Below are 23,668 nucleotides of genomic sequence, written 5' to 3'. Positions count from 1 at the left end.
AAATTTTTCAAAAAAATGACAGGCCGTATCCGCATGTGGAAAATGTAGATTATTGCAGCCGAATCAAAGAGCTGCAGCGGGAGCCGGAATCGGGTTCCGGCCGCTTCACTCAACGTCAGGCTTTCAGAGATCGAAGGTCAGATCGCTCTTGCAGAAGCGATCGGCGCGCTCTTGCGGCCGCAACCCCAGTTCCAGTCGCGGGCATTGCCCGTGTCCAGGTGGACCGAATCCGTATGGCAATAGGTGCCGACGCCGCCGCGGTTCGGGAGCGACCGGATATATTGGGCGATATCCCATTTGCTGATGCCGTCGATCTGGATGTCGGCAGCTTCGCAGCTCTTGTGCATCGATTCTTCGGCGCCCCCGACTTCACGGTTATGCTTCGGGTCGCGGTAACCCGATGTGACAACGACTGGCTTGCCGAAGTGGGTCTCGACTGTCTTGATGACCCGCATGAGATCAGGCTTGAAACAGCCGACCTGGACGCTGTCGTTCTGCACATGCAGGCCGTTTGGCGCGACGCGCGTCATCCCGGGCAGCGATGCCTTCTGCAAAAGCCCGGAAAGGCTGCTGAGCAGGTTCTGCTTCGGCGCGCTGTAGAGCGCATTCATGGTCGATCCCGGAATGTTTCCGCCGGCAAGCGAGGCGGTCTGCACGGGCGCGATCTTCGTGCTGGTATTCTGCGATGATTGCTGTGGCAGCATCTCGCCCTGTTGCGGCTCGGGCGGCGCGCTGAACACGCTTGATCTTGGGCCGGCGTTCAGTGGCGCATAGGCGTTCCCACCCTGCGGCTGGATGATCGTCGAGGTCGAATTGTTCTGCGGCGGCTGCTGGCGATCGGAGAAGATGCTCATTGCCTGCGCGTTGATTCGCGTCGACTGCATGACCAGACCACCGATATTGGCCGGTTGCTGCTGCTGTTGCATTGACGGATCGACGGGTGCCGCAGCCGTTGCCGCATTCGGATCCTGCACTGCTGCCTGCGGATTGACGCCGGAAACATTGGTCAGCATCGGATCGCGATAGAGCTGTTTCGGCGCGGGGGACGATGCGGCAGGCATTGCCGCTGCAAGCCGTGGTGCCGGCTGTCCCTCCGCAGCCGGTGTGGCGACGGCGGCCGAATCAAGCGCCTTCTTGTCGGAGACGCATCCGGAAAGCGCCAGGATGGAGCCGGCGATCAACAAAGCTCCGATAGCCTGCCGGCTCGGAGGGGCAATCTTGTTGTTTCTGGTCAACCGAGAAATCTCCGGTGAATGCGGAAGGCGCTCGAAAGCGCGCTTCCGTTACGATTGGGCCGGAGAGTGCCTTGTGAAGCTTGCCCGCAGCTTGGCTCGGCTTACCAGGCGCCGGTATTGCCCATGGACAGCCAGGGTTCGGCCGGGGCCAGTTTTTCGCCCTTCTGCAGGATCTCTATCGAGATGCCGTCGGGCGAGCGTACGAAGGCCATGTTGCCGTCGCGCGGGGGGCGGTTAATCGTAATACCATTATCCATCAACTTCTGGCAGATCGCGTAGATGTCATCCACCTCATAGGCGAGGTGACCGAAATTGCGTCCTCCGGTATAATCTTCCGTGTCCCAGTTATAAGTGAGCTCCAGACAGGGGGCTTTCTCGCTGCGGGCGCGGTCGAGATCATCGCGAGCGGCCAGGAAAACGAGCGTGAAGCGGCCCTTCTCGTTCTCATGGCGGCGGATTTCCTCGAGTCCGAAGAGTGTAGTGTAAAAATGGAGGGAAGCGTCGAGGTCTTTGACGCGAACCATGGTGTGGAGATAACGCATTGTGTTTCCTCTCTCTATTTAGGCTAGCCCATCTGGAGTAACAGACACCAGCTTCGGGCAAGTCATCTCGATAAAATGTACAGTTGGGAATAACCGAAAACTAGGACTTGCGCTTATCCGTTACCAAGATGTTAATCTTGATTTCAAGAATCAGTTAACCGTAACAGTGTGACGCGTATTGAGGGGCTGGCGACATGGCTGACAGGATTTCATCGAATGGCTTCACCGACATTGAAGAGTTGTCGGCGGAACCGGTTGACCTCGTTGAAATCACCGGCGTGGTGAAATGGTTCGACGTGGCCAAGGGCTTTGGCTTCATCGTACCAGACAATGGCATGCAGGATGTACTGCTGCACGTGACCTGCCTGCGCCGCGATGGCTACCAGACCATCCTTGAGGGCACCCGCATCGTCGCGCTCATCCAGCGTCGCGAACGTGGCTACCAGGCTTTCAAGATCCTTTCCATGGATCAGTCGACTGCGGTCCATCCGTCGCAGCTGCCGCCGGTTCGCACCCACGTGCAGGTCACGGCAACGAGCGGCCTCGAGCGCGCTCTGGTGAAGTGGTTCAACCGCACCAAGGGCTTCGGTTTCCTGACCCGCGGCGAGGGTACGGAAGACATCTTCGTGCATATGGAAACGCTGCGCCGCTTCGGCCTGACCGAACTGCGCCCCGGCCAGGTGGTGCTCGTGCGTTTCGGCGACGGCGAGAAGGGCCTGATGGCCGCCGAGATCCATCCTGACGTTCCGAGCCCGGTTGGCCGGTCTCACTGATGCGCAGCCTGTTTTCTGTTGAGATGATGAGAAGCGCCTTCATGGCGCTTTTTTTCATCGCCGCCCTGCCGGCATTCGCGCAGCAGGACATGCGCTTCGACAAAGAACCGCTGATCATCCAGACGGCCGCCGGCAAGATGCTGCACTTCACCGTGGAGATCGCCGCCACCGGCGACCAGCGCGCCTACGGCCTGATGTTCCGCAAGTCGATGGCGGAAAACGCCGGCATGATCTTCGATTTCGGCGTATCGCGGCGCGTGACCATGTGGATGGAAAATACCGTCCTGCCGCTCGACATGCTCTTTGCAGACGACAGGGGCGTGATCACCCATATCAAGGAAGACGCCACGCCCTATTCCCGCGACATCATCGATTCGATGGGGGAGGTGCGCTATGTGGTCGAGGTGAATGCCGGCGTCGCCCGCAAGCTCAATATCCGCCCCGGCGATCGCCTCGTCAGCGCCACGATAACGAAAAAGGCGAAGTAAGCCTGTGAAATCTGCCGGGTCCGGTGGATTTATGGGGTTGCTAGGGCAGGGGGAAGCGTGTATTCCCGCTGCCATCAACGGCTCGGAGTGTAGCGCAGTCTGGTAGCGCATCTGGTTTGGGACCAGAGGGTCGGGAGTTCGAATCTCTCCACTCCGACCATTATTCTCCCAATATTTTCCGCAATTTGAGGCAGTCTCGCATCTGACCGATGCCTGATGGGGACAGGCCCGATCTTGCTCGCGAGTTCGCACTTGGGTAGATCGTGACGATGTCATCGAGGTCGCGAAGCACGCCTATTCAGGCGTGCCGTTATTCAGCCCTGAGCAAGCAGGCCGACATACTGAGCATAGCTGATCACTGCATAGAAAAACGCAGTGATGGTAGCTCCGATCATGATGGCATGAAATTCTGCAGAGGTTCTCATAGCTCGCACCCGTGTCACAACGGTTGGTAGGCACCCTAGTCGCCTCCGCCGGTCATAACAATTAGAAAGCGATCAAAACATGCAACAATCCGAAACATTGCGGATCGTGTGACAAGATTGCTCGCTTATCCACACCCGGCTGCGAACAAGGGCTGCGCTCAAGCGCTCTATCCAATAAACGCGCCACGAGACATTCGGTTTCGTTGCTCAGTCAGTGCTGTGGCAATGGCGCTTTTCCCTTGAAAAAACGGGGATTCGCGGATAATCAAAATTCACTTCTTCCTGCCATCTTCGGTGTGGAAGCGGCCTGTCCCTTGGCCGAGTTATGAAAGGCGGGAAATGCCCGCATATCGGAGGCGCCGCAGTCATGTCTGCTAAGATCTATCGTCCGGCCAAGACCGCAATGCAGTCCGGTAAGGCCAAGACCCACCTCTGGGTGCTGGAATTCGATCAGGAGCAGCCGCGCAAGATCGACCCGATCATGGGCTACACATCTTCAGGCGACATGCGCCAGCAGGTGAAGCTGACCTTCGAAACTCAGGAACTCGCCGAAGCCTACGCGAAGCGCAACGGCGTCGAATATCGTGTTATCCCGCCGAAGGATCCTGTTCGCCAGGTGGTCGCTTACCCGGATAATTTCCGCTATACCCGCACGCAGCCCTGGACGCATTGATCCGTCCGAGGTTCGGTCACAGAAATGCTGGTGCCGTTCGTGGCGGCATCCAGAGGCCCCTTAGCTCAACTGGATAGAGCAGCTGCCTTCTAAGCAGCAGGTCGCAGGTTCGAGTCCTGCAGGGGTCGCCATCTTTTCAATGGCTTGGCACACCACTTTCCTTGACTGTTCGCTTTGGGGTAACAGCAGCAGCAAGCAATGCTTTTGCAATCTCGACGCCAGAGCCATCGAAGGCTTCAGGGCATGGCAGGAGACAAATGACAGACCGTCATCTCGCGCTGAGATGAAGAGGCTCTTCCAGCGCGGCGCGCCGTTGCACCTGAAGCCAGGGGCACCGCCGAATTGTCACCCATCCCGAATCCTCCACCCAGAAATGCAATCAAAAATTGCATTGCTTGCTGCGGATGCCGAGCGCCCTGGGTCACATCACGCGAAAATTTTCAGCCGATCAGAAGGCAGGACCATGACAGGCAGACGTACCGAGGCGGGCTTCGTCGTAGCCGCGATTGGTGGTGGCCGGCATGAAAGCGTTACCGCGGTTGGCTCGTGCGCCGCTGGTCGACGATACGACCATCTCTTTGACGTATGCTGATCTCGTAGCTCACCCCGCGGCGGACTCCGCGATAGGTAAAGTACCTGCCGCGGCAATTAACCTGACGGACGCCGCGAAAGCCTCGCGTACGAAGCAGCCGCGCACCCTGAGGGCAGGATATACCTCGTCCGTGGTTTAGGCTGGTGCCGGAGCCGACGATAACCTGAGCGCTCGCTACTCGGGGAACCGCGACCGGTGAGACAAAGGAAGCCAGAGCAAGCGTACATGAGAGAAGCGAAGATCCAAGAAGAGACTTGATACTCATAATCAACCTCCGGGTTAGCCGCGAAAAAATCAGGCTATGAGAAGGTCGCCTAAGTTGTGAGTCAATACAAGATGTGAAGGTCATGCGGTCGTGTGGCTGGCTGGGGCGTAATCCTGTTCGAGCCGTTTTGCACCACTCTAGGCCACCCCTGTGCTACGGAACGGGCTGACCCGGCGTGAAAAGCACCAGATACGCCACTGCGACAATGATCGCGATGACGAAAATCGTCAGCACGAACTTGATCATGCCCTTGCTGGCTTTTTGCTCTGTGTTGATCATGCACTAGCAACAAGCTTGGTACGAAAAAGGTTCCGGGCGATGGCGCGGATAAGCAGCAATCCGCGCGATAGAAGAAGTGTGTCATTTCTATTGGCAAATCTCAGATTGTGCGCTTCCTTATTGAACCAGGGGAACGCCAATTGAACGAGAGGGGCCAATATGAGCGAACCGCAAATCTTATCACCGATTGCCGTGCCGGCGTCGAAACTAACGCCAGATCAGATTGGTTACGATGAGCAAGAAGACCGGCTTCTGCGGATCATCTCTGAATCTCTCGACTACTACCGCAAGCAAATCGAAAAAGCAGGAAAGTGGCATCGTAGACTGACCGTTTCCACGATGGTTCTGTCTCTTTTAGCGCCGGTTTTCGTTGCAGGGTCCGCGGCGGCGGATGCGCTAAAAATCCCGGGCGCAGCGCTCGGAGTAATCGGTGTGCTGATAACGCTCGCAATTGCAATTATAGAGGGTGTGAAGCAGATCTATAAATTTGGGGATCAGTGGTCGTCGGCCTACACCGCGAAGTTGGCTATCAGGCGAGCGCGTGATGAGTACAAGTTCAACCGAATTGGTCTCGTGCCAGGTGATGATGCTTGGAAGCAAAACTACCATTCGCTTCGGGCGGCTTACGAGAGCGCTTCAAACGCGCAGACGCAGGATTTTTTCAGGACTTTGCAGCAACCCGACAAATAGAGGATTGCTTATCACTGGGGCCGGGCAATGTTTGCCGCGTGCATATCCGCCAGATCTGGAACGGATGATCCGCCGTGTCTGCTTCAAGCGCAGTTTCGAAAACCGCCAGTGGCTCGCCGATCGGCTTGAGCTTCACTATTCGAAAATCGCGATCGGACCGCGTCTTGAGCGCGCTAAGGAAGTGCGTATGATCGATGACGTCGAGGAGAGCGTCGAGAACGGCGAATTCGATCCGAAGAAGCCGCTCAAGAAGTCCGCGCCATACCAGAAGCTGATCGCCCGGTACAACAAGGCCGGCCGCGCGACCTCAGTCGAATGCGCGGCCGGCCTTGTTTTTTAAGCCTTTTCGCCGTCTCAGCTGCCAGGCGTCAACGTCATGGAAGTGCCGGTTGCAGCCACATTGATGCCGAGCTGGCCGGTGACGCTGATGACCTGAAGATGGATCGAGCCGGACGTACCGCCGAAGAGAACGTTGGTGCCGATGCCGCCAACCAGCGTCGCTTCAGCGGTTGCGCCCTGGTAGAGGCCGGCCAACGAGCCGCGATGGTAGCCGGCGGTCGGGGCGAAGACAGCCCAAAGGAGGCGGCCGCGCGTCGTGAAACCAAGGTCGACGCCGAATTTGCGCAATGCGCCGCTATAGTGCTCCGGCGCTTCGGCATTGCTTGTCGGCTGGAAGACGCAATCGATCTGTTTGGAGGAGCCGAGCAGGTAGCCGACGCCGCCGCCGATATCGCAGCTGAGGTAGCCGATCTTTACGCCCCCGCTGACATCCGGTTCGACAGCCGGGCTTGCCCGTACCATGTCCGCGGCGCTGGCGCCCATGGCGAAGGTCTGAAGCAGTGCGGCTGTAGCGATTGTGGTTGCGAGTATCTTTTTCATCTCAATCTCCTATGGATATCGCAGGAAGGATATAGCGTCGGCTTTGTCATAACCAAGGCAGGAAAGTCTTTGCTGTTATTTTGGTTCCAGGAGCTGACTATGCCAAGCTGTCGCGGTCGTCTTTTAGGGAACCCTATTGGCCCGCATCGGTTGTCCAGATGTCCATTTTTCAAGCGATGGAGATTAGGATGAGTAAGACCAATGCTGACGATATCCGCAAGCGAACAGAGCGGCAGGTAGAAAATACCAGTGCCGGAGGACATCTTGGCGGAACTTATTTCGGCCAGCAGCCTGATGGCAAAACGGCTTCTTCCAGCAGCACAGAAGCGCGCAAGTCCCGCCCGAATGACGGTAGCAACTGACATAAAGGGACAACTGCGAGCATTGCGGCCGGCTGAAGAGGCCGGTCGCCCCTCATCCGAAAGGTGTATGTGTCTCATTGTGAAACAGGCTATGAGATTAATTTTAGAGGTCCCTAACTATTCCGCCTTTCCAGATGCTTGCCTGAAACATTCACAACCTTACGGCGTTTAATTCGAACGGGTTACGTCACTTACGGCTGGCTCGCTCGATCGAAGGTACGCGCGTTCCTCGGTTTATCGCCGGAACTATCCGGCTCAAAAAACGGAGGAAGTCATGAAGTGCATTTCTCAAAGACGGTCGCTTGCGCTTTTCGCCTCGGCCTGCATTGCCCTGTCACTGCCTGCCGCTGCTGCGCGAGCGCTCGATCTCGGTGTTTCCGCAAATGTTGGAGGAATCAGTGCTGATGTCGGCGCGTCAACCAGTTCGCGTGGGCTGGATGCCAACGCGAACGCCTCCGCCGGCGGCGCCAACGGCGTCAATGCGGATGCCAACGCCTCCCTCGGCGGTAGCAGCGTTGCCAATGCTGACGTAGACGCGACAGTCGGTGGCAGCCGCGGGGTTGCAGCCCACGTGGATGCGGACGTCGGTGGTCGGGATGGCATCGACGCCAATGTCAATCTCGGTGCCGGCGGAAGCAATGGACTGAACGCTGACGTCAAAGCCCGCGCGCTCGGGCGCTCGGGGACGGGCGCAAACGTCAATGCCCGAATCGGCGGTGGAGGTGAAACAGGATCTACGCTTTTCGGCCCGAACGGGTTGAATCTCGGTCTTGGACTCGGCGGTGCCGGTGCAGCCTCAGGCGCTGGTAATGGTAGCGGCGCAGGCACAGGCACAGGCGCAGGGAGCGGCAGCACCCAGTCGGCTATCGTTCAACGATTTCGTGAAATGCCGGTCAATGACCAGCGTAAGCTGCTGATCCGTTGCCGGGATATATCTGTCTCCAGCGGCTATGATTCCGGCCTTGCAGGGCTTTGCGGCCTACTGCGCTCCACGGCCTCCCGCTAGAATGCATGTAAAACCCGCCGGCACGTCAACCGGCGGGTTTTACATAATTTCAGATCGGTCCTGTTAATGCAGGATCTGGCTGAGGAACAGCTTGGTGCGCTCGTGCTGCGGATTGTCGAAGAATTCGGCCGGTGAATTCTGCTCGACGATCTGGCCCTGGTCCATGAAGATCACGCGGTTCGCAACCTGACGCGCAAAGCCCATTTCGTGGGTGACGCAGAGCATGGTCATGCCTTCTTCGGCAAGGCCCACCATCGTATCCAGCACTTCCTTGATCATTTCCGGATCGAGGGCCGAGGTCGGCTCGTCGAACAGCATGATCTTCGGGTTCATGCAGAGCGAGCGGGCAATCGCCACGCGCTGCTGCTGGCCGCCCGAAAGCTGACCCGGATATTTGTTGGCCTGCTCCGGGATCTTGACGCGTCTCAGGAAGTGCATGGCGATTTCTTCCGCCTGCTTCTTCGGCATCTTGCGCACCCAGATCGGCGCCAGGGTGCAATTTTCCAGGATCGTCAGATGCGGAAAGAGGTTGAAGTGCTGGAATACCATGCCGACTTCGCGGCGCACTTCGTCGATCTTCTTGAGGTCGTTGGTCAGCTCGGTCCCATCGACGATGATCTGACCCTTCTGGTGTTCTTCCAGACGGTTGATACAGCGGATCATCGTCGACTTGCCGGAACCGGAAGGGCCGGCGATGACGATGCGCTCGCCGCGCATGACCTTGAGGTTGATATCGCGAAGAACGTGGAAGTCACCGTACCACTTGTTCATATTGATGATCTCGACGGCAACATCGGTCGCCGACACGGTCATCTTTTTTGATTGGGCTTCTGCCATTGCTTGTTCCTCTTTTTATCGTTTGTGGCCGGTGTCGAGATGACGTTCCATGAATGCTGAATAGCGTGACATGCCGAAGCAGAAAAGCCAGAAGGTGAAGCCGGCGAAAATCAACCCGGACAGCGGCGTTACGGCGGTTGCCCAATTGGCGTCGGTGAAGTTGAGGCGAACGATGCCAAGCAGATCGAACATGCTGATGATCGATACCAGTGACGTATCCTTGAACATGCCGATGAAGGTGTTGACGATGCCGGGGATCACCAGCTTGATCGCCTGCGGCATGATGATCAGCCGCATCTTCTGCCAGTAGCCAAGGCCGAGTGAATCGGCGCCCTCGAACTGGCCCTTCGGGATTGCCTGCAGGCCGCCGCGAATGACCTCGGCCATATAGGCGGAGGCAAAGATCGATACACCCACGATCGCGCGCAGCAGTTTGTCCACTGTCCAGCCTGCCGGCAGGAAGAGCGGCAGCACGACGCTTGCCATGAAGAGCACCGTGATCAGCGGCACTCCACGCACGACCTCGATGAAGATGATGCTCACCATGCGGATGACAGGCATATGCGAGCGCCTGCCGAGAGCCAGGAGAATGCCGACCGGGAAGGAGACGACGATGCCGACAAACGAGAGCACCAGCGTCACCATCAGTCCGCCCCAGAGCGGCGTGTCGACGACCTCGAGGCCGAACCCGCCGTACAGCAGGACGAAGGAGATGACCGGCAGTACGATGAAGAGCAGGACCGCATTCAGGCCTTTGCGCGGCACTGATGGAATAAGCATCGGCACGAGCAAGAGCACGAAGAGAATGCCGACCAGCGTCGGGCGCCAGCGCTCGTCGAGCGGGTAGCGCCCGTAGATGAACTGGTCGAACTTGGCATTGACAAAGGCCCAGCAGGCACCGCTCCACCCGTCCGGCTGAATGCCGCCCTGAACTGTCGTGGCACAGAAGGTGCGGTCCGGGCCTGTCCAGACCGCCTGTACGAACAGCCAGTCGATGGCATGCGGCAACGCCCAGGCGAGGAAGGTCACTGCCAGAAGGGTGAGGACGATATCCTTGGGTGTCGCAAGCAGGTTGCGGCGTATCCAGGCTCCGGCGCCCTTTTCTCCGGATGGTGGCGGCTCCTGCGCCAGCATGGTGGTTCTGACAAAACTATTGCTCATCTTACCTCTCCACCAGGGCCATCTTGGCATTGAACCAGTTCATCAGCAGCGAGGTGAGGATGCTGAGGCTGAGGTAGATCACTGCCCAGATCAGGATCACTTCGACCGACTGACCGGTCTGGTTGAGGGTCGTGCTGCCGACGGCGACGAGATCGGCAAAACCGATGGCAATCGCCAGCGACGAGTTCTTGGTGAGGTTCAGATACTGGCTGCTCAGCGGCGGAATGATGATGCGGAAAGCCTGCGGAATGACCACCAGGCGGGTGATTGCTGAGGGATGCAGGCCGAGTGCCGCCGCCGCCTCCGTCTGCCCTTTTGGCACGCCACGAATGCCCGAGCGCACGATCTCGGCGATGAAGGCAGCCGTATAGAAGGAAAGCGCCAGGAATAGCGACATGAATTCCGGGCCGACCACCGAACCGCCCGTCAAATTGAATTTGCCGGCGACCGGGAAATCGAAGGAAAGCGGCGCACCTGCGATGAGGAAGGCAAGGAGCGGCAGGCCGACGATGAAGCCGACCGAGACCCAGATCGTGTGGAAGGGCTGGCCCGTCGCCGCTTGCCGGCGATGCGCCCACCGGGCGGTGACGATGGCGGCGATGATCGCGACCAGGAAAGCAATGCCGACCAGCCAGAAACCGTCGCCGAAGATCGGCTTGGGGAAGGCGAGGCCGCGATTGTTCAGATATGATCCGAGCGGCAGATGCAGCGAGTCACGGGCGTTGGGCAGGATCGCCAGAACGCCCGAGTACCAGAAGAAGATTACCAGCAGCGGCGGGATGTTGCGGAAGACTTCCACATAGACTGTGCAGAGCTTTGCAATCAGCCAGTTCCGCGACAAGCGGCCGATACCGATGATGAAACCGATGATGGTCGCGGTGATGATGCCGGTAACGGCGATCAGGATAGTATTCAGAAGGCCGACGAGCAGCGCACGGCCATAGGTCGAATCACTGGAATAAGGGATCAGCGACTGGCCGACTTCGAAGCCGGCGCGACCGTTTAGAAATCCGAAACCCGATGCGATATTGGCGCGCGCCAGATTGACTGCCGTATTGTGAGCAATCGACCAGATCAGTGCGACCAGCAAGACAATGGTAAGAGCTTGGAAGAAGATGCCCCGAATTGTCGGGTCATAGAGGGCAGACTGGAAGCTCCAGCCGCTCCGAGTCAAAGACGATGAATCCGCAACTTGATGCGTCATGCCTGGCCAATTCCCCACGTTATGCGCCCCTTTTCGGAGCTTTTTTATAGGAGGATGAGGAAAGGCGGTTTCCCGCCTTTCCGGCTTTTCATGCCTGAGGCCGATTAGCGAACCGGCGGAGCGTACTGAATGCCGCCCTTGTTCCAGAGAGCGTTAAGGCCGCGTGCGATCTTCAGCGGGCTGCCCTGGCCGATGTTCTTTTCGAAGACTTCGCCATAGTTGCCGACATTCTTGACGACGTTATAGGCCCAGTCATTGGTCAGGCCGAGGTCGGTACCGATCTTCGTATCGGCTTCCACGCCGAGGAAGCGCTTGATATCCGGGTTCGGCGAGTTCTTCATCTCGTCGACATTGGCCTGCGTGATGCCGAATTCTTCGGCATTGACCATCGCATAGCCGACCCAGCTGACAACATCGAACCACTGGTCGTCACCCTGGCGAACGGCCGGAGCAAGCGGCTCCTTGGAGATGATTTCCGGCAGGATCATGTGCTCGTCGGGGTTCTTCAGCGTCAGACGCAGTGAGTAGAGACCCGACTGGTCAGTCGTGTAGACGTCGCAACGGCCGGAGTCATAGGCAGCGTTGACTTCGTCAAGCTTCTCGAAGACCACCGGATTGTACTGCAGGTTGTTGGCCTTGAAATAGTCGGCGAGGTTGAGCTCGGTCGTGGTGCCCGACTGAACGCAAACCGATGCACCGGAAAGTTCGAGCGCCGACTTCACGTTCAGGCTCTTGCGAACCATGAAGCCCTGGCCGTCATAATAGTTGACGAAGCGGAAGTTCAGGCCGAGCGCGGTATCGCGGTTGATGGTCCAGGTCGTGTTGCGGGCGAGCACGTCGACTTCGCCGGACTGCAGGGCAGGGAAGCGGTTGGCGGCGCTGAGGGGGGTGAACTTCACCTTGTTGGGATCGCCGAAGACCGCAGCGGAAACCGCGCGGCAGAAGTCGACGTCGAAGCCCGACCAGTTGCCGGACGCGTCAGGAGCAGCAAAGCCGGCAAGACCGGTGTTGACGCCGCACTGAACAAAGCCTTTTGCCTTTACGTCTCCGAGAGTTGTGGCCGAAGCGGCCGAAGCGCCAAGAGCGAAAACTGCTGCGCCGACAGCTGCGGACAGGAGCTTGTACTTCATTTTTCCCAACCTTTTTTCCGTTGTCTTATATTTTATCATATTGGGGAGCGGCCGAATTGAAATTGCCCGTGTGCCTCCCCGTTTCCCGCAACCCTCCCGGCGCGAGTGGGTCTATCACAGTCGCAAATGTCACTATGGTCAAGTGTCGCGGCCAATAATTGCGGCAAATTTCAGCATTTTGACAGATTACGCTGTACGCATGGGCATTTGGCTAGAAATTGGGCGCCAAGGTGAGGAAAAATGGCGCTAAAATCGCGAGGTCAAACGTCGGCGGCTTCGCAAGGCGAGACGATCACGTCAAGTTGTAGGGGTTGACCCTGATGGCGACGGGGTTCAAAAGTTCGGGCTTCGCATACCCTCGCCAGAAGGCCATTTCCCAAATGAAAGATCTAGACAGTCTCCTGCCGGGCGCCGGCATCAATACCCGTCTTTCCCATATCGGCTATGATCCCAGCGACTATCATGGCTTCGTCAACCCGCCTGTGGTGCGTGCATCCACCGTGCTCTTTCCCGATGCCAAGTCCATGGAGACGCGCAACAAGAAATACACTTACGGCACCCGCGGGACGCCGACGACCGACGCCCTTGTCGAGGCAATCAATGCGCTCGAAGGTTCGGCCGGAACTGTGCTTGTGCCTTCCGGCCTCGCCGCCGTCACTGTCGCTATCCTTGCCTATGTAGCGGCAGGCGATCACGTCCTTATTGTCGACTCCGTATACGGTCCCACTCGCCATTTCTGCGATACTGTCCTTAAGCGCATGGGTGTCGAAGTCGACTACTTCGACCCGGCGATCGAGGCGGGCATCGAAGCGCTCTTCAAGCCGAACACCACGGTCGTGCTGACCGAAGCCCCTGGTTCCAACACCTTCGAGATGCAGGATATCCCGGCCATTGCGGCTGTGGCGCACAAGCACCGCGCCGTGGTCCTGATGGATAACACCTGGGCCACGCCTCTGTACTTCCGGCCGCTGGACTTCGGCGTCGATGTGTCCATCCATGCCTCTACCAAATATCCGTCGGGCCATTCCGACATCCTGATGGGAACGATTTCAGCCAATGCCGAGCACTGGCCGAGGCTGATCGAGACGCATGGCACGCTCGGCCTTTGCGGCGCGCCCGACGATTCCTATCAGATCCTGCGCGGCCTGCGCACGATGGGCATCCGGCTGGAGCGCCACTACGAAAGCGCGCTTTCGATCGCCACGTGGCTCGAAAACCGCGAGGAGGTTGCCCGCGTCCTGCACCCGGCTCTGCCGAGCTTCCCGTCGCACCATATCTGGAAACGTGACTTCAAGGGTGCCAGTGGCATCTTCTCCTTCGTGCTTGATGTCAATGATCCGCAGAAGGCAAAGCCGAAGGCGCATGCCTTCCTCGATGCACTCTCCTATTTTGGGCTCGGCTATTCCTGGGGCGGCTATGAAAGTCTCGCCGTGCTGGTCAATCTCTCTGACCGCAAGATCGCCAAGGCACCGGTCGAAGGCCCCGTCATTCGCCTGCAGATCGGTCTTGAGGATATCGTTGATCTCAAGGCTGACATCGAGCGCGGTTTTGCGGCGGCAAACGCCGTCTGATCAACCGCTGTCGGATCAGCCGACAGGGCGGTAGCCGTAAATCCAGTCGAGATCCGCCGCGAGGCTTTGCGGCGGTTTCAGCGACAGGACAATATCCCGGCCGAGCCGGATCGGTCCGCTTGCATGATAGGCAAAACGGTTGAAGGCGCCGCGCTGACGCAGCTTGGCGATGCGGGGCGTTCGATGCCGTTCGAAGAGCGGGATGGCTTCGGAAACCGGGCGGGTTGCGAGGAAGGCTGCGAGCTCGAATGCATCCTCTATTGCCATTGCTGCGCCTTGGGCCGCAAAGGGCATCATGGCATGTGCGGCATCGCCGATCAGCACGGTCTTGTTCCCGTCCTGCCATTTGCCCGGCGTCGCTTCGAACAGTGGCCAAAAAGTGATGTCGCTGTGCCGTCCGAGCAAGCCGGTAACAGACGGATGCCAGCGGCGGAAGCGTGACCGGAGAAACTCGATCTGACCCTGTGTCGGTTCGCCTTGCCAGGCCTGCGGTAAAATATTGCCGGCGGTGATCGCCACCATGTTGAAGCCGCCGGTTTCCTTCAGCGGATAGCAGACCATATGCGCCGATGAGCCGAGCAGGGCCGAGACGCTGGTAGGATCGAGAAACCCGGGTGCCTCTCCTTCTGCGATGGTAAAGCGAAAGGCGACATTTCCCGAGAATTGCGGGGCAGGGGCGCCTGGTATTGCCTGCCTCAACCTCGACCAGACCCCATCAGCGCCGATGACGACATCGGCCGGACGCTGGCCCTGCGGCAGATCCGACTCGAAGCGCGTTCCCAAATGGAGCGTACAGAGCGGATTGATGCCAACAGCATCCAGAAGCGCCTTCTGAAGCGTCTTGCGGTGCAGGACGCCGTATGGTGCTCCCCAGCGATTCCTGGCGAAGCTCCCGGCAGGAACCGCAGCGAGTTCGCGCAGCGAACTACCCGAAATCAACCGGATGGATTGCGGCTCGAGCCAGACGCCGGTCAGCTCGTCGAGAACACCGAGCTCGGCAAGCACGCGCGATGCATTGGGAGAGATTTGCAGGCCGGCACCCACCTCTGCAAGTTGGGTCGCCTGTTCGAAAATATCCGAGCTGATGCCCCGTCGCGCAAGCGCCAGAGCGGCTGTTAGCCCCGCAATTCCGGCGCCGATGATGGCGGCATGTTCGACCGGCATGGGATATCCGATCTATAGAAGAGGGAAATTACGCCGCCTTGACGTGAAAGACGCAGCCCGGCGGGTTGGTCTGGTTGGATTTCAGCGAGGCGTTGTACCGATAGAGGGTCGAGCAGTAGGAGCAGACCTTCTCATTGTCGTCGCCCATATCGATGAAGATATGCGGATGATCGAAGGGAACGGATGCGCCGGTGCACATGAATTCCTTGACGCCGACTTCGATAACGCGGTGACCGCCGTCGTTCTGGAAGTGGGGAATGCTGTGGCCGGCCATGTCTGTCTCCGAATGCTTTGAATTCTGCGCGGACCTTATAGGCCTTCGAAACAAAAGTGTAGTGCCAAAGCATGGCTCCCCTGCGAGTTTTTGGCTTCCCGCTTGGGGGGCACTCGACTATGGTCGCGCCAAATAAGGACGGCCCGATGAACCTGAATACGCCTGCATTTTCAAGCTTCACGCATGATGGATTGAAACTCGCTTTCTTTGATGAGGGCGATCCCTCCGGCCCGCCGGTGCTGCTGATTCATGGTTTCGCCTCATCAGCCAACGTCAATTGGGTTCATCCGGGCTGGCTGAAGACGCTGGGTGATGCCGGCTATCGTGTCATCGCCATCGACAACCGAGGTCATGGCGCCAGCGACAAGCCGCGCAATGCCGAAGCTTACAGGCCGTGGTTCATGGCGGGCGATGCGATCGCTCTGCTTGATCATCTCGGTATCCCCGAGGCCAATCTGATGGGCTACTCCATGGGCGCCCGCATCTCCGTCTTTGCCGCACTTGCCCATCCGAACCGCGTCCGCTCGCTGGTACTCGGCGGCCTCGGTATCGGCATGACCGACGGAGTGGGCGACTGGGATCCGATCGCCGATGCACTGCTTGCCCCTTCTCTGGCCGATGTCACCCACCCACGTGGCCAGATGTTCCGTGCTTTTGCCGACCAGACGAAGAGTGACCGCGAGGCGCTTGCCGCCTGCATCAAGGGTTCGCGTGATCTTGTCGCCCGCGCTGACATGGGCAAGATCGACGCGCCCACCCTGATCGGGGTCGGAACCAAGGACGATATTGCTGGTTCCCCCCAGGAGCTCGCGGCGCTGATGCCCGACGCCGAAGCGCTGGATATCCCCGGTCGCGACCACATGCTCGCCGTGGGTGACCGGGTGTTCAAAAAAGCCGTGCTGGAATTCTATGCAAAGGTTGCTGTCGGCTGATGTCGCCAGCGGGTGACATAAACGTGATCTCCAGGAAAAAGCGTTGAATCGGTGTGCCCCCGGCACCCATTTATGTTATCGGCGTTTTCCTCTATATAATCGCATCCCAACGGGAAATGAGGAGGCCGGAAATGGTCGCTAAGACGGATATCCGCACGCTGGACGCAGCCCATCCGCTGAAAGTGATGGATCCTATCTGGGACAGTCTGCGAGAAGAAGCGCGCCTTGCGGCGGAAAGCGATCCGGTGCTGGCGGCTTTCCTCTATTCGACGGCCATCAACCATCGCTCGCTTGAAGAATGTGTCATCCATCGCATCTGCGAGCGCCTCGACCATCCCGACATGCAGGCAAACCTGCTGCGCCAGACTTTTGAGGAAATGCTCGACGACTGGCCGGAATGGAGCTCGATCCTGCGCGTGGATATTCAGGCAGTCTATGATCGCGACCCCGCCTGCCTGCGTTTCATGGAAGCCGTCCTCTACTTCAAGGGCTTCCACGCCCTGCAGACGCACCGGCTGGCGCATTGGCTGCTGAACCGCGGCCGTCGCGATTTCGCGCTTTATCTGCAGAGCCGCTCCTCCAGTGTCTTCCAGACGGACATCAATCCGGCCGCCCGCATCGGCAAGGGTATCTTCCTCGACCATGCGACCGGCCTCGTGGTCGGCGAAACGGCTGTCATCGGCGACAACGTCTCCATTCTGCACGGCGTCACACTCGGTGGCACCGGCAAGGAGGGCGCCGACCGCCACCCGAAGATCGGAACGGGCGTGATGATCGGCGCGGGTGCCAAGATTCTCGGCAATATCGAGATTGGCTTCTGTTCGCGTGTTGCCGCCGGGTCGGTCGTGCTCAAGCCGGTACCGCCCAAGACGACAGTGGCCGGTGTGCCCGCCAAGGTCGTCGGCGAGGCAGGCTGCTCGGAGCCGGCACGTGTCATGGATCAGGTTATCGGCGCAGATATCTGAGCCTTCATTGGAAAAATGCGGAAAAGCGCCTAGATCCTGGCAGGGACAGTCATTGCTAACAGGATCTCGCGACCTTTACAGCGCCGCTTTACCTGTGCAAGAAGCGGCCAACCGAGATCGCTTACGGAGATGAGAGAGTGAAGCCAGAAGAAATCAAGAAGCTCGACGCCTATTTCAAACGCACGCTGAATCCGCAGATCGTGGTGAAGGCGCGCCCGCGCAAGAACGACTCCGCGGAAGTCTATATTGGCGAAGAATTTCTGGGCGTCATCTACATCGACGACGAGGACGGCGACCGTTCCTACAATTTCTCGATGGCAATTCTCGACGTAGATCTCTGATCGAACGTCACGTTGATCAAAAGCCGCGCATCGCCGGGCGATGCGCGGCTTTTTTGTTGGACGGCCGCCGCCAAATGGGCGTATTCGCCAAAATTTCTGCTAACCCTGCGGTTGCATGCGGCTGATATATTTTAGCAAAATCAATAAAAGACGGACGTGCCCAAAAATTCGGTCTCTGGCGTGAATACTGACTGCAACCACTGGATGTTTTGCAATGCACAAGACTACTTGACTCTTTGTGCGCTGCAGCTACCCTCTGCCTGCAACAGCCAATTGGAGGATGGTCATGTTCAATTTCGACGATGCGAACCGGAAGAGCAAGGAAACCGTGGACTCGGTGCTCAAGAGCTATTCCGATACCGCCAAGGGTTTTCAGGCAATCGCCTCTGAGGCGGCCGAATATTCCAAGAAGTCCTTTCAGGATGCCGTCACCCATTTCGAGACGCTGTCGGGCGTAAAGAGCTTCGAGGCGGCCTTCGAATTGCAGACCAGTTATGCGAAGTCTTCCTATGAGGCTTTCATCACTGAGGCGACCAGGCTCGGCGAAATGTATGCCGACCTCGCCAAAAATGCTTATAAGCCCTACGAGACGCCGATGGCTGCCGCTGCCGCCAAGGTCTCGAAAGCCTCTCCGGTAACCCCTGCCGCCGCATAAATCGGTGGCGCATCGCGCCCCACCTATTGAAAATCAAAGACCGGCACCGCATTTGCGGCCGGTCTTTTTTGTTTCCCGAAGCATGCTCCGGTTTTTACGCAGACTTTTTTGGCCTTTGCGTCAAGTCCTGCGGAATTGTGATTGCAGTCGGAAACAAGGGGCTTAAAATCGCTCTATTATGAACTACCTTAGTGTTTCAGATATTCGGCGGGAAAGCACCCCTCCCATGCTGCTCGCCGGATTGATTGAGGAATGAATGAAAATGATCGCCAAACCGATCCGGATGCAGAACGACAGCGAAAGGAACGGGGACAACGGAAATCGAACCTCGGTCATCACGCGCACCAAGCCGAAGACCAAGAAGCCCAACGTTTATCGCGTACTGCTTTTGAATGACGACTACACCCCAATGGAATTCGTCATCCATATCCTGGAGCGTTTTTTTCAAAAGGATCGGGAAAGTGCCACCCGCATCATGTTGCATGTCCATAACCATGGCGTCGGCGAATGCGGAATATTCACATACGAGGTAGCGGAGACCAAGGTGAGCCAGGTGATGGACTTTGCCCGGCAGCATCAGCATCCGCTGCAATGCGTCATGGAAAAGAAGTGAGGAACTGAACGTGCCAACATTTTCGCCTAGTCTTGAGAAGGCGCTCCATCAGGCACTGACCTTTGCCAACGAGCGGCATCATGAATATGCGACGCTCGAGCATCTGCTGCTCGCCCTGATCGACGATGCCGATGCGGCTGCGGTCATGGGTGCCTGCAATGTCGACCTCGACGCGCTCCGTAAAACGCTCCTGGAATATGTCGATAACGAACTCTCCAACCTGGTCACCGGTTATGACGAGGACTCCAAGCCGACCTCCGGCTTCCAGCGCGTCATTCAGCGTGCGGTGATCCATGTCCAGTCTTCGGGCCGCGAGGAAGTAACCGGCGCCAACGTGCTGGTTGCGATCTTCGCCGAGCGCGAAAGCCATGCTGCCTATTTCCTGCAGGAGCAGGAAATGACCCGCTACGACGCCGTCAATTACATCTCTCATGGGATCGGCAAGCGCCCCGGCGCATCCGAGAACCGGCCGCCGCGCGGCGCTGAGGATGAGTCCGAATCCAAGCCGACCGCACGCGGCGGCAATGAGGAAGAAGGCGGGCCGAAGAAGCAGCAGGACGCCCTGAAGGCTTACTGCGTGAACCTCAACGAGAAGGCCAAGGGTGGCAAGATCGACCCGCTGATCGGCCGTCACGCCGAGGTCAACCGGACCATCCAGATCCTGTGCCGCCGCTCCAAGAACAACCCGCTCTATGTCGGGGATCCCGGCGTCGGCAAGACTGCCATTGCTGAAGGCCTCGCCAAGCGCATCGTCGAAGGCAAGGTGCCGGAAGCACTGGCTGACGCCACCATCTTCTCGCTCGACATGGGCACGCTGCTTGCCGGTACACGGTATCGCGGCGACTTCGAAGAGCGCCTGAAGCAGGTTGTCAAGGAACTGGAAGAATATCCGGGCGCTGTGCTCTTCATCGACGAAATCCACACCGTCATCGGTGCGGGTGCAACGTCGGGCGGCGCCATGGATGCCTCGAACCTCTTGAAGCCCGCCCTGTCTTCGGGAGCGATCCGCTGCATCGGTTCGACCACCTACAAGGAATATCGCCAGTTCTTCGAGAAGGATCGGGCTCTGGTCCGTCGCTTCCAGAAGATCGACGTCAACGAGCCGTCGATCGATGATGCGATCGAGATCATGAAGGGTCTGAAGCCCTATTTCGAAGAATACCACCACCTGCGCTACTCGAACGAGGCGATCAAGACGGCTGTCGAACTGTCGGCCCGTTACATCTCGGACCGCAAGCTGCCGGATAAGGCGATCGACGTCATCGATGAGACCGGTGCGGCCCAGATGCTGCTGCCGCCGTCAAAGCGCCGCAAGCTGATCACCGAAAAGGAGATCGAAGCGACGATTGCGACGATGGCCCGCATCCCGGCGAAGACCGTCTCGAAGGACGACGAAGCCGTTCTTGCCAATCTCGAGCAGGAACTGCGCTCGGTGGTCTATGGTCAGGATACGGCGATCGAAGCCCTGTCCACCTCGATCAAGCTGGCACGTGCCGGCCTGCGCGAGCCGAACAAGCCGATCGGTGCTTACGTCTTCTCCGGCCCCACGGGTGTCGGCAAGACGGAAGTCGCCAAGCAGCTTGCCGCCTCGCTGGGCGTTGAGATGCTGCGCTTCGACATGTCGGAATATATGGAGCGGCATACGGTTTCCCGACTGCTCGGTGCGCCTCCCGGCTATGTCGGTTTTGATCAGGGCGGCCTTCTGACCGATGGCGTCGACCAGCATCCGCATTGCGTGGTCCTGCTCGACGAAATCGAAAAGGCCCATCCGGATATCTACAATATCCTCTTGCAGGTCATGGACCACGGCACGCTGACCGACCATAACGGCAAGAAGATCGACTTCCGCAACGTCGTTCTGATCATGACGACCAACGCGGGCGCTTCGGAAATGGCCAAGGCCGCGATCGGTTTCGGTTCGTCCAAGCGTACCGGCGAAGACGAAGAGGCGCTGACCCGCCTGTTCACGCCGGAATTCCGCAACCGCCTCGACGCGATCATCCCGTTCGCGCCGCTGCCGACGGCCGTCATTCACAAGGTCGTGCAGAAGTTCATCATGCAGCTGGAAGCTCAGCTCTCCGAACGCAACGTCACCTTCGACCTGCACGAGGATGCGATCGCCTGGCTGTCGGAAAAGGGTTACGACGAGAAGATGGGCGCCCGCCCGCTTGCCCGCGTGATCCAGGATGCCATCAAGAAGCCGCTGGCGAACGAAATCCTCTTCGGCAAGCTGAAGAAGGGTGGCGTCGTCAATGTCACCGTCGGCACGAAGGAAGACGGCAAACCCGGCCTCATTCTGGAAGCCATTCCGGAAACGGCGCCCATCAAGCCGAAGCCGGAAGCCGAACTGGTTCATCCGGAAGCGATCGACGAGGATGATGGCGAGCTGAAGACCAAGCCGGTCAAGAAGACGAAGGCGAAGACCGTGCCGCAGCCTGAGCCTGAAGTCCGCGACGCTCCCAAGAAGGGCTCGACGGTTCCGAAGGTTCCGCGCAAGAAGTAAGCTTCGGGACTGATAATAAACAAAGGCCGCTGAGAAGCGGCCTTTGTTGTTTTTAGCGGAATGTTCAGAGCTTCGCGTAGTCGATCTCGAGGAAATCCGCGACCTCGGGCACCCAGCGATCGCGCACGAAGGCCACATGCAGCGGGTGGACGTTATAGGCGTCGTAGCCAGCCTGATCGTCGAACTCCATCGAGAAGCCGAAAGTGAAATCGTTCTTCGGGCTCGTCTGGCGCAGTTGCTCGAAATTTCTGACACTCGGGATCTGCCTGAGCGTCAGCGCCTCTCCCAGGAAAGCCTTCTCTTCAGCGGATCCGGCAGGGTGCTTGAGGCGGAACGCAACAGTGTGGCGGATCATGGTTTTCTCCTAAATCAATGAAGCAACTTGGCATTTCGAAAAATGGGCTGGCGTTTCCGTTACGCGAGTTCCGCCTTGATCTTCTCTGCATTGGCGGCAAGCACGGCGCCGTCCTCCATCTTGCCAGAATGCGGCTTGAGCGCCACGCCCTCGTGCCGAGGGATGACATGGAAATGCAGGTGGAAAACGGTCTGGCCCGCCGCCGGCTCGTTGAACTGGGCGATGAACACACCATCAGCGTCGAAGGCTTCCTTGACCGCATTGGCGACTTTCTGGACGACGGTGATCGTATGGGAAAGGGAAGCGGGGTCGGCATCGAAGATATTGCGGGAAGGTGCCTTCGGAAGGACCAGAACATGGCCCGGCGCTTGCGGCATCACATCCATGAAGACAACGGTCTTGTCGTCCTCGTAGACGCGATGTGACGGGATTTCACCGCGCAGGATCTTGGCGAAGATATTGTTGTCGTCATAGGCGGCGCTGGTCATGGCGAAATCTCCTCGTGTTTCCCATCGCGTAGCGCGGCGGAGCCAAGCGCGTCAATCCTCCTGCAGCCGTTCGCCCTTGCGGAAGGGCGTATGCTCGGCAAGGATCTCATTCATGTATTCGACATCCTCTCGCTCGCGCTCGAGATAGTCGGAAACCGCACGCCGCAATCCCGCATGGGCGATGTAATGGGCGGAATGCGTTGTCACCGGCAGGTAACCGCGGGCAAGCTTATGTTCGCCCTGCGCGCCGGCCTCCACTTTCTTGAGGCCCTTTTCCAGTGCGAAATCGATGGCCTGATGGTAGCAGACCTCGAAATGCAGGAAGGGATGGTCCTCGATGCAGCCCCAGTGCCGCCCGTAGAGCGTATCGCCGCCGATGAAGTTGATGGCGCCTGCAACATAGCGGCCATCGCGTTTTGCCATGACGAGCAGGATGTCGTCAGCCATCCGCTCGCCGATCAGCGAATAGAATTTGCGCGTCAGATAGGGCCGCCCCCATTTGCGGCCGCCGGTATCCATGTAGAAGGCATAGAACTGGTCCCAGATCTTTTCGGTCAGATCCCGTCCCGTCAGCCAGTCGATGGTAATGCCGTTCTCCACCGCCGTTCGACGCTCCCGGCGGAGTGCCTTGCGCTTGCGGGAGGCGAGCGTTTCCAGGAATTCATCGTGGTTGGCATAGCCTTCATTGATGAAATGGAACTGCTTGTCAGTGCGATGAAGATAGCCGTCGGTGTCGAAGACCGACATCTCGTCCTCGGGCACGAAAGTGATATGCGCCGAGGAAATATCGAGGCGGCGCACCACCTCCTTGAGGCTTTCCGCCATGGCATTCTGAATCGGCAGTCTTGCAAATCCGTCGGCCACCAGCAGACGCGGACCGGTCGCGGGCGTGAACGGGATCGAGCATTGCAGCTTCGGATAATAGCTGCCGCCGGCCCGTTCAAAAGCGTCGGCCCAGCCATGGTCGAAGACATATTCGCCCTGGCTGTGGTTCTTGAGATAGCCGGTCAGGGCGCCGACGAGCTCACCCTTGTCCGTCTCCAGAAGCATGTGGTGGCCGAGCCAGCCGGTCTGCGCGGTGGCCGAGCCGGATTCTTCCAGCGACGAGAGAAAGGCATGCGAGACAAAGGGGTTATAGGCGACGGTGTCGCACGCCCTCGATGCTCCCGAAAGCCTGGACCAGCGCTCGGAGGAAATCGCGGTGAATGATCGCTCGATGCGAATGGAAAGTTCGTCTGACGATTCGTCTGTCATGAAGCAAATGCG

Annotated in this window: 27 protein-coding genes and 2 tRNA genes; 16 read left to right on the top strand and 13 right to left on the bottom strand. The window is 58.5% G+C overall.

The features are described from left to right. Positions 1-137 precede the first annotated feature (137 nt). Together FHX06_RS10025 and gloA are read right to left on the bottom strand one after the other, a co-directional pair. Positions 138-1,235, bottom strand: a complete 1,098-nt coding sequence (locus FHX06_RS10025) for a YcbK family protein (protein ID WP_113212671.1) — start codon at positions 1,233-1,235, stop codon at positions 138-140. 101 nt (positions 1,236-1,336) lie between these two features. Then, on the bottom strand, positions 1,337-1,777 hold the full coding sequence (gene gloA, locus FHX06_RS10020) for a lactoylglutathione lyase (RefSeq protein ID WP_112545722.1): 441 nt from the start codon (positions 1,775-1,777) through the stop codon (positions 1,337-1,339). Positions 1,778-1,971: 194 nt separating this feature from the next. Here gloA and FHX06_RS10015 point away from each other — a divergent pair, with 194 nt between their 5' ends. From FHX06_RS10015 to FHX06_RS09995, 5 genes are all read left to right on the top strand, one after another. Then, on the top strand, positions 1,972-2,550 hold the full coding sequence (locus tag FHX06_RS10015; RefSeq protein ID WP_112545721.1) for a cold-shock protein: 579 nt from the start codon (positions 1,972-1,974) through the stop codon (positions 2,548-2,550). After that, a complete protein-coding gene (locus FHX06_RS10010; RefSeq protein ID WP_113212670.1) occupies positions 2,550-3,038 on the top strand; it encodes a DUF192 domain-containing protein in 489 nt (162 codons plus the stop codon). Before FHX06_RS10015 ends, FHX06_RS10010 begins: the two co-directional genes overlap by 1 nt. 83 nt (positions 3,039-3,121) lie before the next feature. Continuing rightward, positions 3,122-3,198 (top strand) — tRNA-Pro (locus FHX06_RS10005). A gap of 632 nt (positions 3,199-3,830) precedes the next feature. Further along, complete coding sequence (locus FHX06_RS10000; RefSeq protein ID WP_112545719.1) at positions 3,831-4,136, top strand: ETC complex I subunit; 306 nt, start codon at positions 3,831-3,833, stop codon at positions 4,134-4,136. Positions 4,137-4,190: 54 nt separating this feature from the next. Then, positions 4,191-4,267: transfer RNA gene (locus FHX06_RS09995), tRNA-Arg, on the top strand. A gap of 879 nt (positions 4,268-5,146) precedes the next feature. On the opposite strand, the gene FHX06_RS36010 is transcribed toward FHX06_RS09995, so the two are convergent. Beyond that, positions 5,147-5,272: a hypothetical protein gene (locus FHX06_RS36010; protein ID WP_281413368.1), complete on the bottom strand. Its 126-nt coding sequence runs from the start codon at positions 5,270-5,272 to the stop codon at positions 5,147-5,149. Positions 5,273-5,431: 159 nt separating this feature from the next. On the opposite strand from FHX06_RS36010, the gene FHX06_RS09990 reads away from it, so the two are divergent. Beyond that, positions 5,432-5,962, top strand: coding sequence for a DUF4231 domain-containing protein (locus tag FHX06_RS09990; RefSeq protein ID WP_112545717.1), 531 nt, complete (start codon positions 5,432-5,434; stop codon positions 5,960-5,962). 64 nt (positions 5,963-6,026) lie between these two features. Then, positions 6,027-6,302: a hypothetical protein gene (locus FHX06_RS09985; RefSeq protein WP_113202938.1), complete on the top strand. Its 276-nt coding sequence runs from the start codon at positions 6,027-6,029 to the stop codon at positions 6,300-6,302. Positions 6,303-6,316: 14 nt separating this feature from the next. Here the strand turns inward: FHX06_RS09985 and FHX06_RS09980 are convergent, their stop codons facing one another. Next, positions 6,317-6,841, bottom strand: a complete 525-nt coding sequence (locus tag FHX06_RS09980; protein WP_112545716.1) for a DUF992 domain-containing protein — start codon at positions 6,839-6,841, stop codon at positions 6,317-6,319. Positions 6,842-7,029: 188 nt separating this feature from the next. On the opposite strand from FHX06_RS09980, the gene FHX06_RS09975 reads away from it, so the two are divergent. Beyond that, entirely contained in the window at positions 7,030-7,203 is a 174-nt protein-coding gene (locus FHX06_RS09975) for a hypothetical protein (protein ID WP_183729581.1), read from the top strand. Positions 7,204-7,477: 274 nt separating this feature from the next. Continuing rightward, entirely contained in the window at positions 7,478-8,209 is a 732-nt protein-coding gene (locus tag FHX06_RS09970) for a hypothetical protein (protein ID WP_113013606.1), read from the top strand. A 63-nt stretch (positions 8,210-8,272) separates the two neighbouring features. Here the strand turns inward: FHX06_RS09970 and FHX06_RS09965 are convergent, their stop codons facing one another. The 4 genes from FHX06_RS09965 to FHX06_RS09950 all read right to left on the bottom strand — a co-directional run bounded on the left by FHX06_RS09965 (position 8,273) and on the right by FHX06_RS09950 (position 12,541). Continuing rightward, positions 8,273-9,046, bottom strand: a complete 774-nt coding sequence (locus FHX06_RS09965; protein ID WP_112968471.1) for an amino acid ABC transporter ATP-binding protein — start codon at positions 9,044-9,046, stop codon at positions 8,273-8,275. A gap of 15 nt (positions 9,047-9,061) precedes the next feature. Then, on the bottom strand, positions 9,062-10,207 hold the full coding sequence (locus FHX06_RS09960) for an amino acid ABC transporter permease (RefSeq protein WP_112968470.1): 1,146 nt from the start codon (positions 10,205-10,207) through the stop codon (positions 9,062-9,064). 1 nt (position 10,208) lies between these two features. Further along, entirely contained in the window at positions 10,209-11,411 is a 1,203-nt protein-coding gene (locus FHX06_RS09955) for an amino acid ABC transporter permease (protein ID WP_183879075.1), read from the bottom strand. Between the two features lie 104 nt (positions 11,412-11,515). After that, a complete protein-coding gene (locus FHX06_RS09950) occupies positions 11,516-12,541 on the bottom strand; it encodes an amino acid ABC transporter substrate-binding protein (RefSeq protein ID WP_112547847.1) in 1,026 nt (341 codons plus the stop codon). 380 nt (positions 12,542-12,921) lie between these two features. Between FHX06_RS09950 and FHX06_RS09945 the strand changes: the two genes are divergently transcribed. Next, entirely contained in the window at positions 12,922-14,112 is a 1,191-nt protein-coding gene (locus FHX06_RS09945; RefSeq protein WP_183879073.1) for a cystathionine beta-lyase, read from the top strand. Between the two features lie 15 nt (positions 14,113-14,127). On the opposite strand, the gene FHX06_RS09940 is transcribed toward FHX06_RS09945, so the two are convergent. Next, positions 14,128-15,276 (bottom strand): FAD-dependent monooxygenase, encoded by a 1,149-nt coding sequence (locus FHX06_RS09940; RefSeq protein WP_183879071.1) that lies wholly within the window; start codon positions 15,274-15,276, stop codon positions 14,128-14,130. A 28-nt stretch (positions 15,277-15,304) separates the two neighbouring features. Then, on the bottom strand, positions 15,305-15,550 hold the full coding sequence (locus tag FHX06_RS09935; protein ID WP_112547845.1) for a zinc-finger domain-containing protein: 246 nt from the start codon (positions 15,548-15,550) through the stop codon (positions 15,305-15,307). Positions 15,551-15,696: 146 nt separating this feature from the next. On the opposite strand from FHX06_RS09935, the gene FHX06_RS09930 reads away from it, so the two are divergent. From FHX06_RS09930 to clpA, 6 genes are all read left to right on the top strand, one after another. Continuing rightward, positions 15,697-16,482: an alpha/beta fold hydrolase gene (locus tag FHX06_RS09930; protein ID WP_183879069.1), complete on the top strand. Its 786-nt coding sequence runs from the start codon at positions 15,697-15,699 to the stop codon at positions 16,480-16,482. 131 nt (positions 16,483-16,613) lie between these two features. Next, positions 16,614-17,447 (top strand): serine O-acetyltransferase, encoded by an 834-nt coding sequence (cysE, locus tag FHX06_RS09925; protein ID WP_113117129.1) that lies wholly within the window; start codon positions 16,614-16,616, stop codon positions 17,445-17,447. A gap of 137 nt (positions 17,448-17,584) precedes the next feature. Continuing rightward, on the top strand, positions 17,585-17,788 hold the full coding sequence (locus FHX06_RS09920; RefSeq protein WP_007827403.1) for a DUF3126 family protein: 204 nt from the start codon (positions 17,585-17,587) through the stop codon (positions 17,786-17,788). 286 nt (positions 17,789-18,074) lie between these two features. Then, positions 18,075-18,443: a phasin family protein gene (locus tag FHX06_RS09915; protein WP_113013608.1), complete on the top strand. Its 369-nt coding sequence runs from the start codon at positions 18,075-18,077 to the stop codon at positions 18,441-18,443. Between the two features lie 262 nt (positions 18,444-18,705). Continuing rightward, the gene (gene clpS, locus FHX06_RS09910; protein WP_112547853.1) at positions 18,706-19,056 is read left to right on the top strand and encodes an ATP-dependent Clp protease adapter ClpS; all 351 of its coding nucleotides are present in this window, start codon (positions 18,706-18,708) and stop codon (positions 19,054-19,056) included. Positions 19,057-19,066: 10 nt separating this feature from the next. Further along, positions 19,067-21,559 carry an ATP-dependent Clp protease ATP-binding subunit ClpA gene (clpA, locus tag FHX06_RS09905; protein ID WP_112547842.1) on the top strand — a complete coding sequence of 831 codons (2,493 nt, stop codon included), beginning with the start codon at positions 19,067-19,069 and terminating at the stop codon, positions 21,557-21,559. A 64-nt stretch (positions 21,560-21,623) separates the two neighbouring features. Here the strand turns inward: clpA and FHX06_RS09900 are convergent, their stop codons facing one another. The 3 genes from FHX06_RS09900 to FHX06_RS09890 are packed head-to-tail and all read right to left on the bottom strand — an operon-like array spanning position 21,624 to position 23,656. Then, complete coding sequence (locus FHX06_RS09900) at positions 21,624-21,914, bottom strand: Dabb family protein (protein WP_112547841.1); 291 nt, start codon at positions 21,912-21,914, stop codon at positions 21,624-21,626. Between the two features lie 59 nt (positions 21,915-21,973). Next, a complete protein-coding gene (locus FHX06_RS09895) occupies positions 21,974-22,402 on the bottom strand; it encodes an HIT family protein (protein WP_037106265.1) in 429 nt (142 codons plus the stop codon). A 51-nt stretch (positions 22,403-22,453) separates the two neighbouring features. Next, a complete protein-coding gene (locus tag FHX06_RS09890; protein ID WP_183879067.1) occupies positions 22,454-23,656 on the bottom strand; it encodes a GNAT family N-acetyltransferase in 1,203 nt (400 codons plus the stop codon). Between the last annotated feature and the right edge of the window lie 12 nt (positions 23,657-23,668).

The organism is Rhizobium sp. BK512 (assembly GCF_014194915.1).
Lineage (GTDB): Bacteria > Pseudomonadota > Alphaproteobacteria > Rhizobiales > Rhizobiaceae > Rhizobium.
This window is presented reverse-complemented; position numbering and strand designations above follow the sequence as displayed.

Coding starts and splice junctions, on each gene's coding strand:
- gloA (WP_112545722.1), bottom strand. CDS start 1,777: ATGCGTTATCTCCACACCATGGTTCGCGTCAAAGACCTCGACGCTTCC.
- FHX06_RS10015 (WP_112545721.1), top strand. CDS start 1,972: ATGGCTGACAGGATTTCATCGAATGGCTTCACCGACATTGAAGAGTTG.
- FHX06_RS10010 (WP_113212670.1), top strand. CDS start 2,550: ATGCGCAGCCTGTTTTCTGTTGAGATGATGAGAAGCGCCTTCATGGCG.
- FHX06_RS10000 (WP_112545719.1), top strand. CDS start 3,831: ATGTCTGCTAAGATCTATCGTCCGGCCAAGACCGCAATGCAGTCCGGT.
- FHX06_RS36010 (WP_281413368.1), bottom strand. CDS start 5,272: ATGATCAACACAGAGCAAAAAGCCAGCAAGGGCATGATCAAGTTCGTG.
- FHX06_RS09990 (WP_112545717.1), top strand. CDS start 5,432: ATGAGCGAACCGCAAATCTTATCACCGATTGCCGTGCCGGCGTCGAAA.
- FHX06_RS09985 (WP_113202938.1), top strand. CDS start 6,027: ATGATCCGCCGTGTCTGCTTCAAGCGCAGTTTCGAAAACCGCCAGTGG.
- FHX06_RS09980 (WP_112545716.1), bottom strand. CDS start 6,841: ATGAAAAAGATACTCGCAACCACAATCGCTACAGCCGCACTGCTTCAG.
- FHX06_RS09975 (WP_183729581.1), top strand. CDS start 7,030: ATGAGTAAGACCAATGCTGACGATATCCGCAAGCGAACAGAGCGGCAG.
- FHX06_RS09970 (WP_113013606.1), top strand. CDS start 7,478: ATGAAGTGCATTTCTCAAAGACGGTCGCTTGCGCTTTTCGCCTCGGCC.
- FHX06_RS09965 (WP_112968471.1), bottom strand. CDS start 9,046: ATGGCAGAAGCCCAATCAAAAAAGATGACCGTGTCGGCGACCGATGTT.
- FHX06_RS09960 (WP_112968470.1), bottom strand. CDS start 10,207: ATGAGCAATAGTTTTGTCAGAACCACCATGCTGGCGCAGGAGCCGCCA.
- FHX06_RS09955 (WP_183879075.1), bottom strand. CDS start 11,411: ATGACGCATCAAGTTGCGGATTCATCGTCTTTGACTCGGAGCGGCTGG.
- FHX06_RS09950 (WP_112547847.1), bottom strand. CDS start 12,541: ATGAAGTACAAGCTCCTGTCCGCAGCTGTCGGCGCAGCAGTTTTCGCT.
- FHX06_RS09945 (WP_183879073.1), top strand. CDS start 12,922: ATGAAAGATCTAGACAGTCTCCTGCCGGGCGCCGGCATCAATACCCGT.
- FHX06_RS09940 (WP_183879071.1), bottom strand. CDS start 15,276: ATGCCGGTCGAACATGCCGCCATCATCGGCGCCGGAATTGCGGGGCTA.
- FHX06_RS09935 (WP_112547845.1), bottom strand. CDS start 15,550: ATGGCCGGCCACAGCATTCCCCACTTCCAGAACGACGGCGGTCACCGC.
- FHX06_RS09930 (WP_183879069.1), top strand. CDS start 15,697: ATGAACCTGAATACGCCTGCATTTTCAAGCTTCACGCATGATGGATTG.
- cysE (WP_113117129.1), top strand. CDS start 16,614: ATGGTCGCTAAGACGGATATCCGCACGCTGGACGCAGCCCATCCGCTG.
- FHX06_RS09915 (WP_113013608.1), top strand. CDS start 18,075: ATGTTCAATTTCGACGATGCGAACCGGAAGAGCAAGGAAACCGTGGAC.
- clpS (WP_112547853.1), top strand. CDS start 18,706: ATGATCGCCAAACCGATCCGGATGCAGAACGACAGCGAAAGGAACGGG.
- FHX06_RS09900 (WP_112547841.1), bottom strand. CDS start 21,914: ATGATCCGCCACACTGTTGCGTTCCGCCTCAAGCACCCTGCCGGATCC.
- FHX06_RS09895 (WP_037106265.1), bottom strand. CDS start 22,402: ATGACCAGCGCCGCCTATGACGACAACAATATCTTCGCCAAGATCCTG.
- FHX06_RS09890 (WP_183879067.1), bottom strand. CDS start 23,656: ATGACAGACGAATCGTCAGACGAACTTTCCATTCGCATCGAGCGATCA.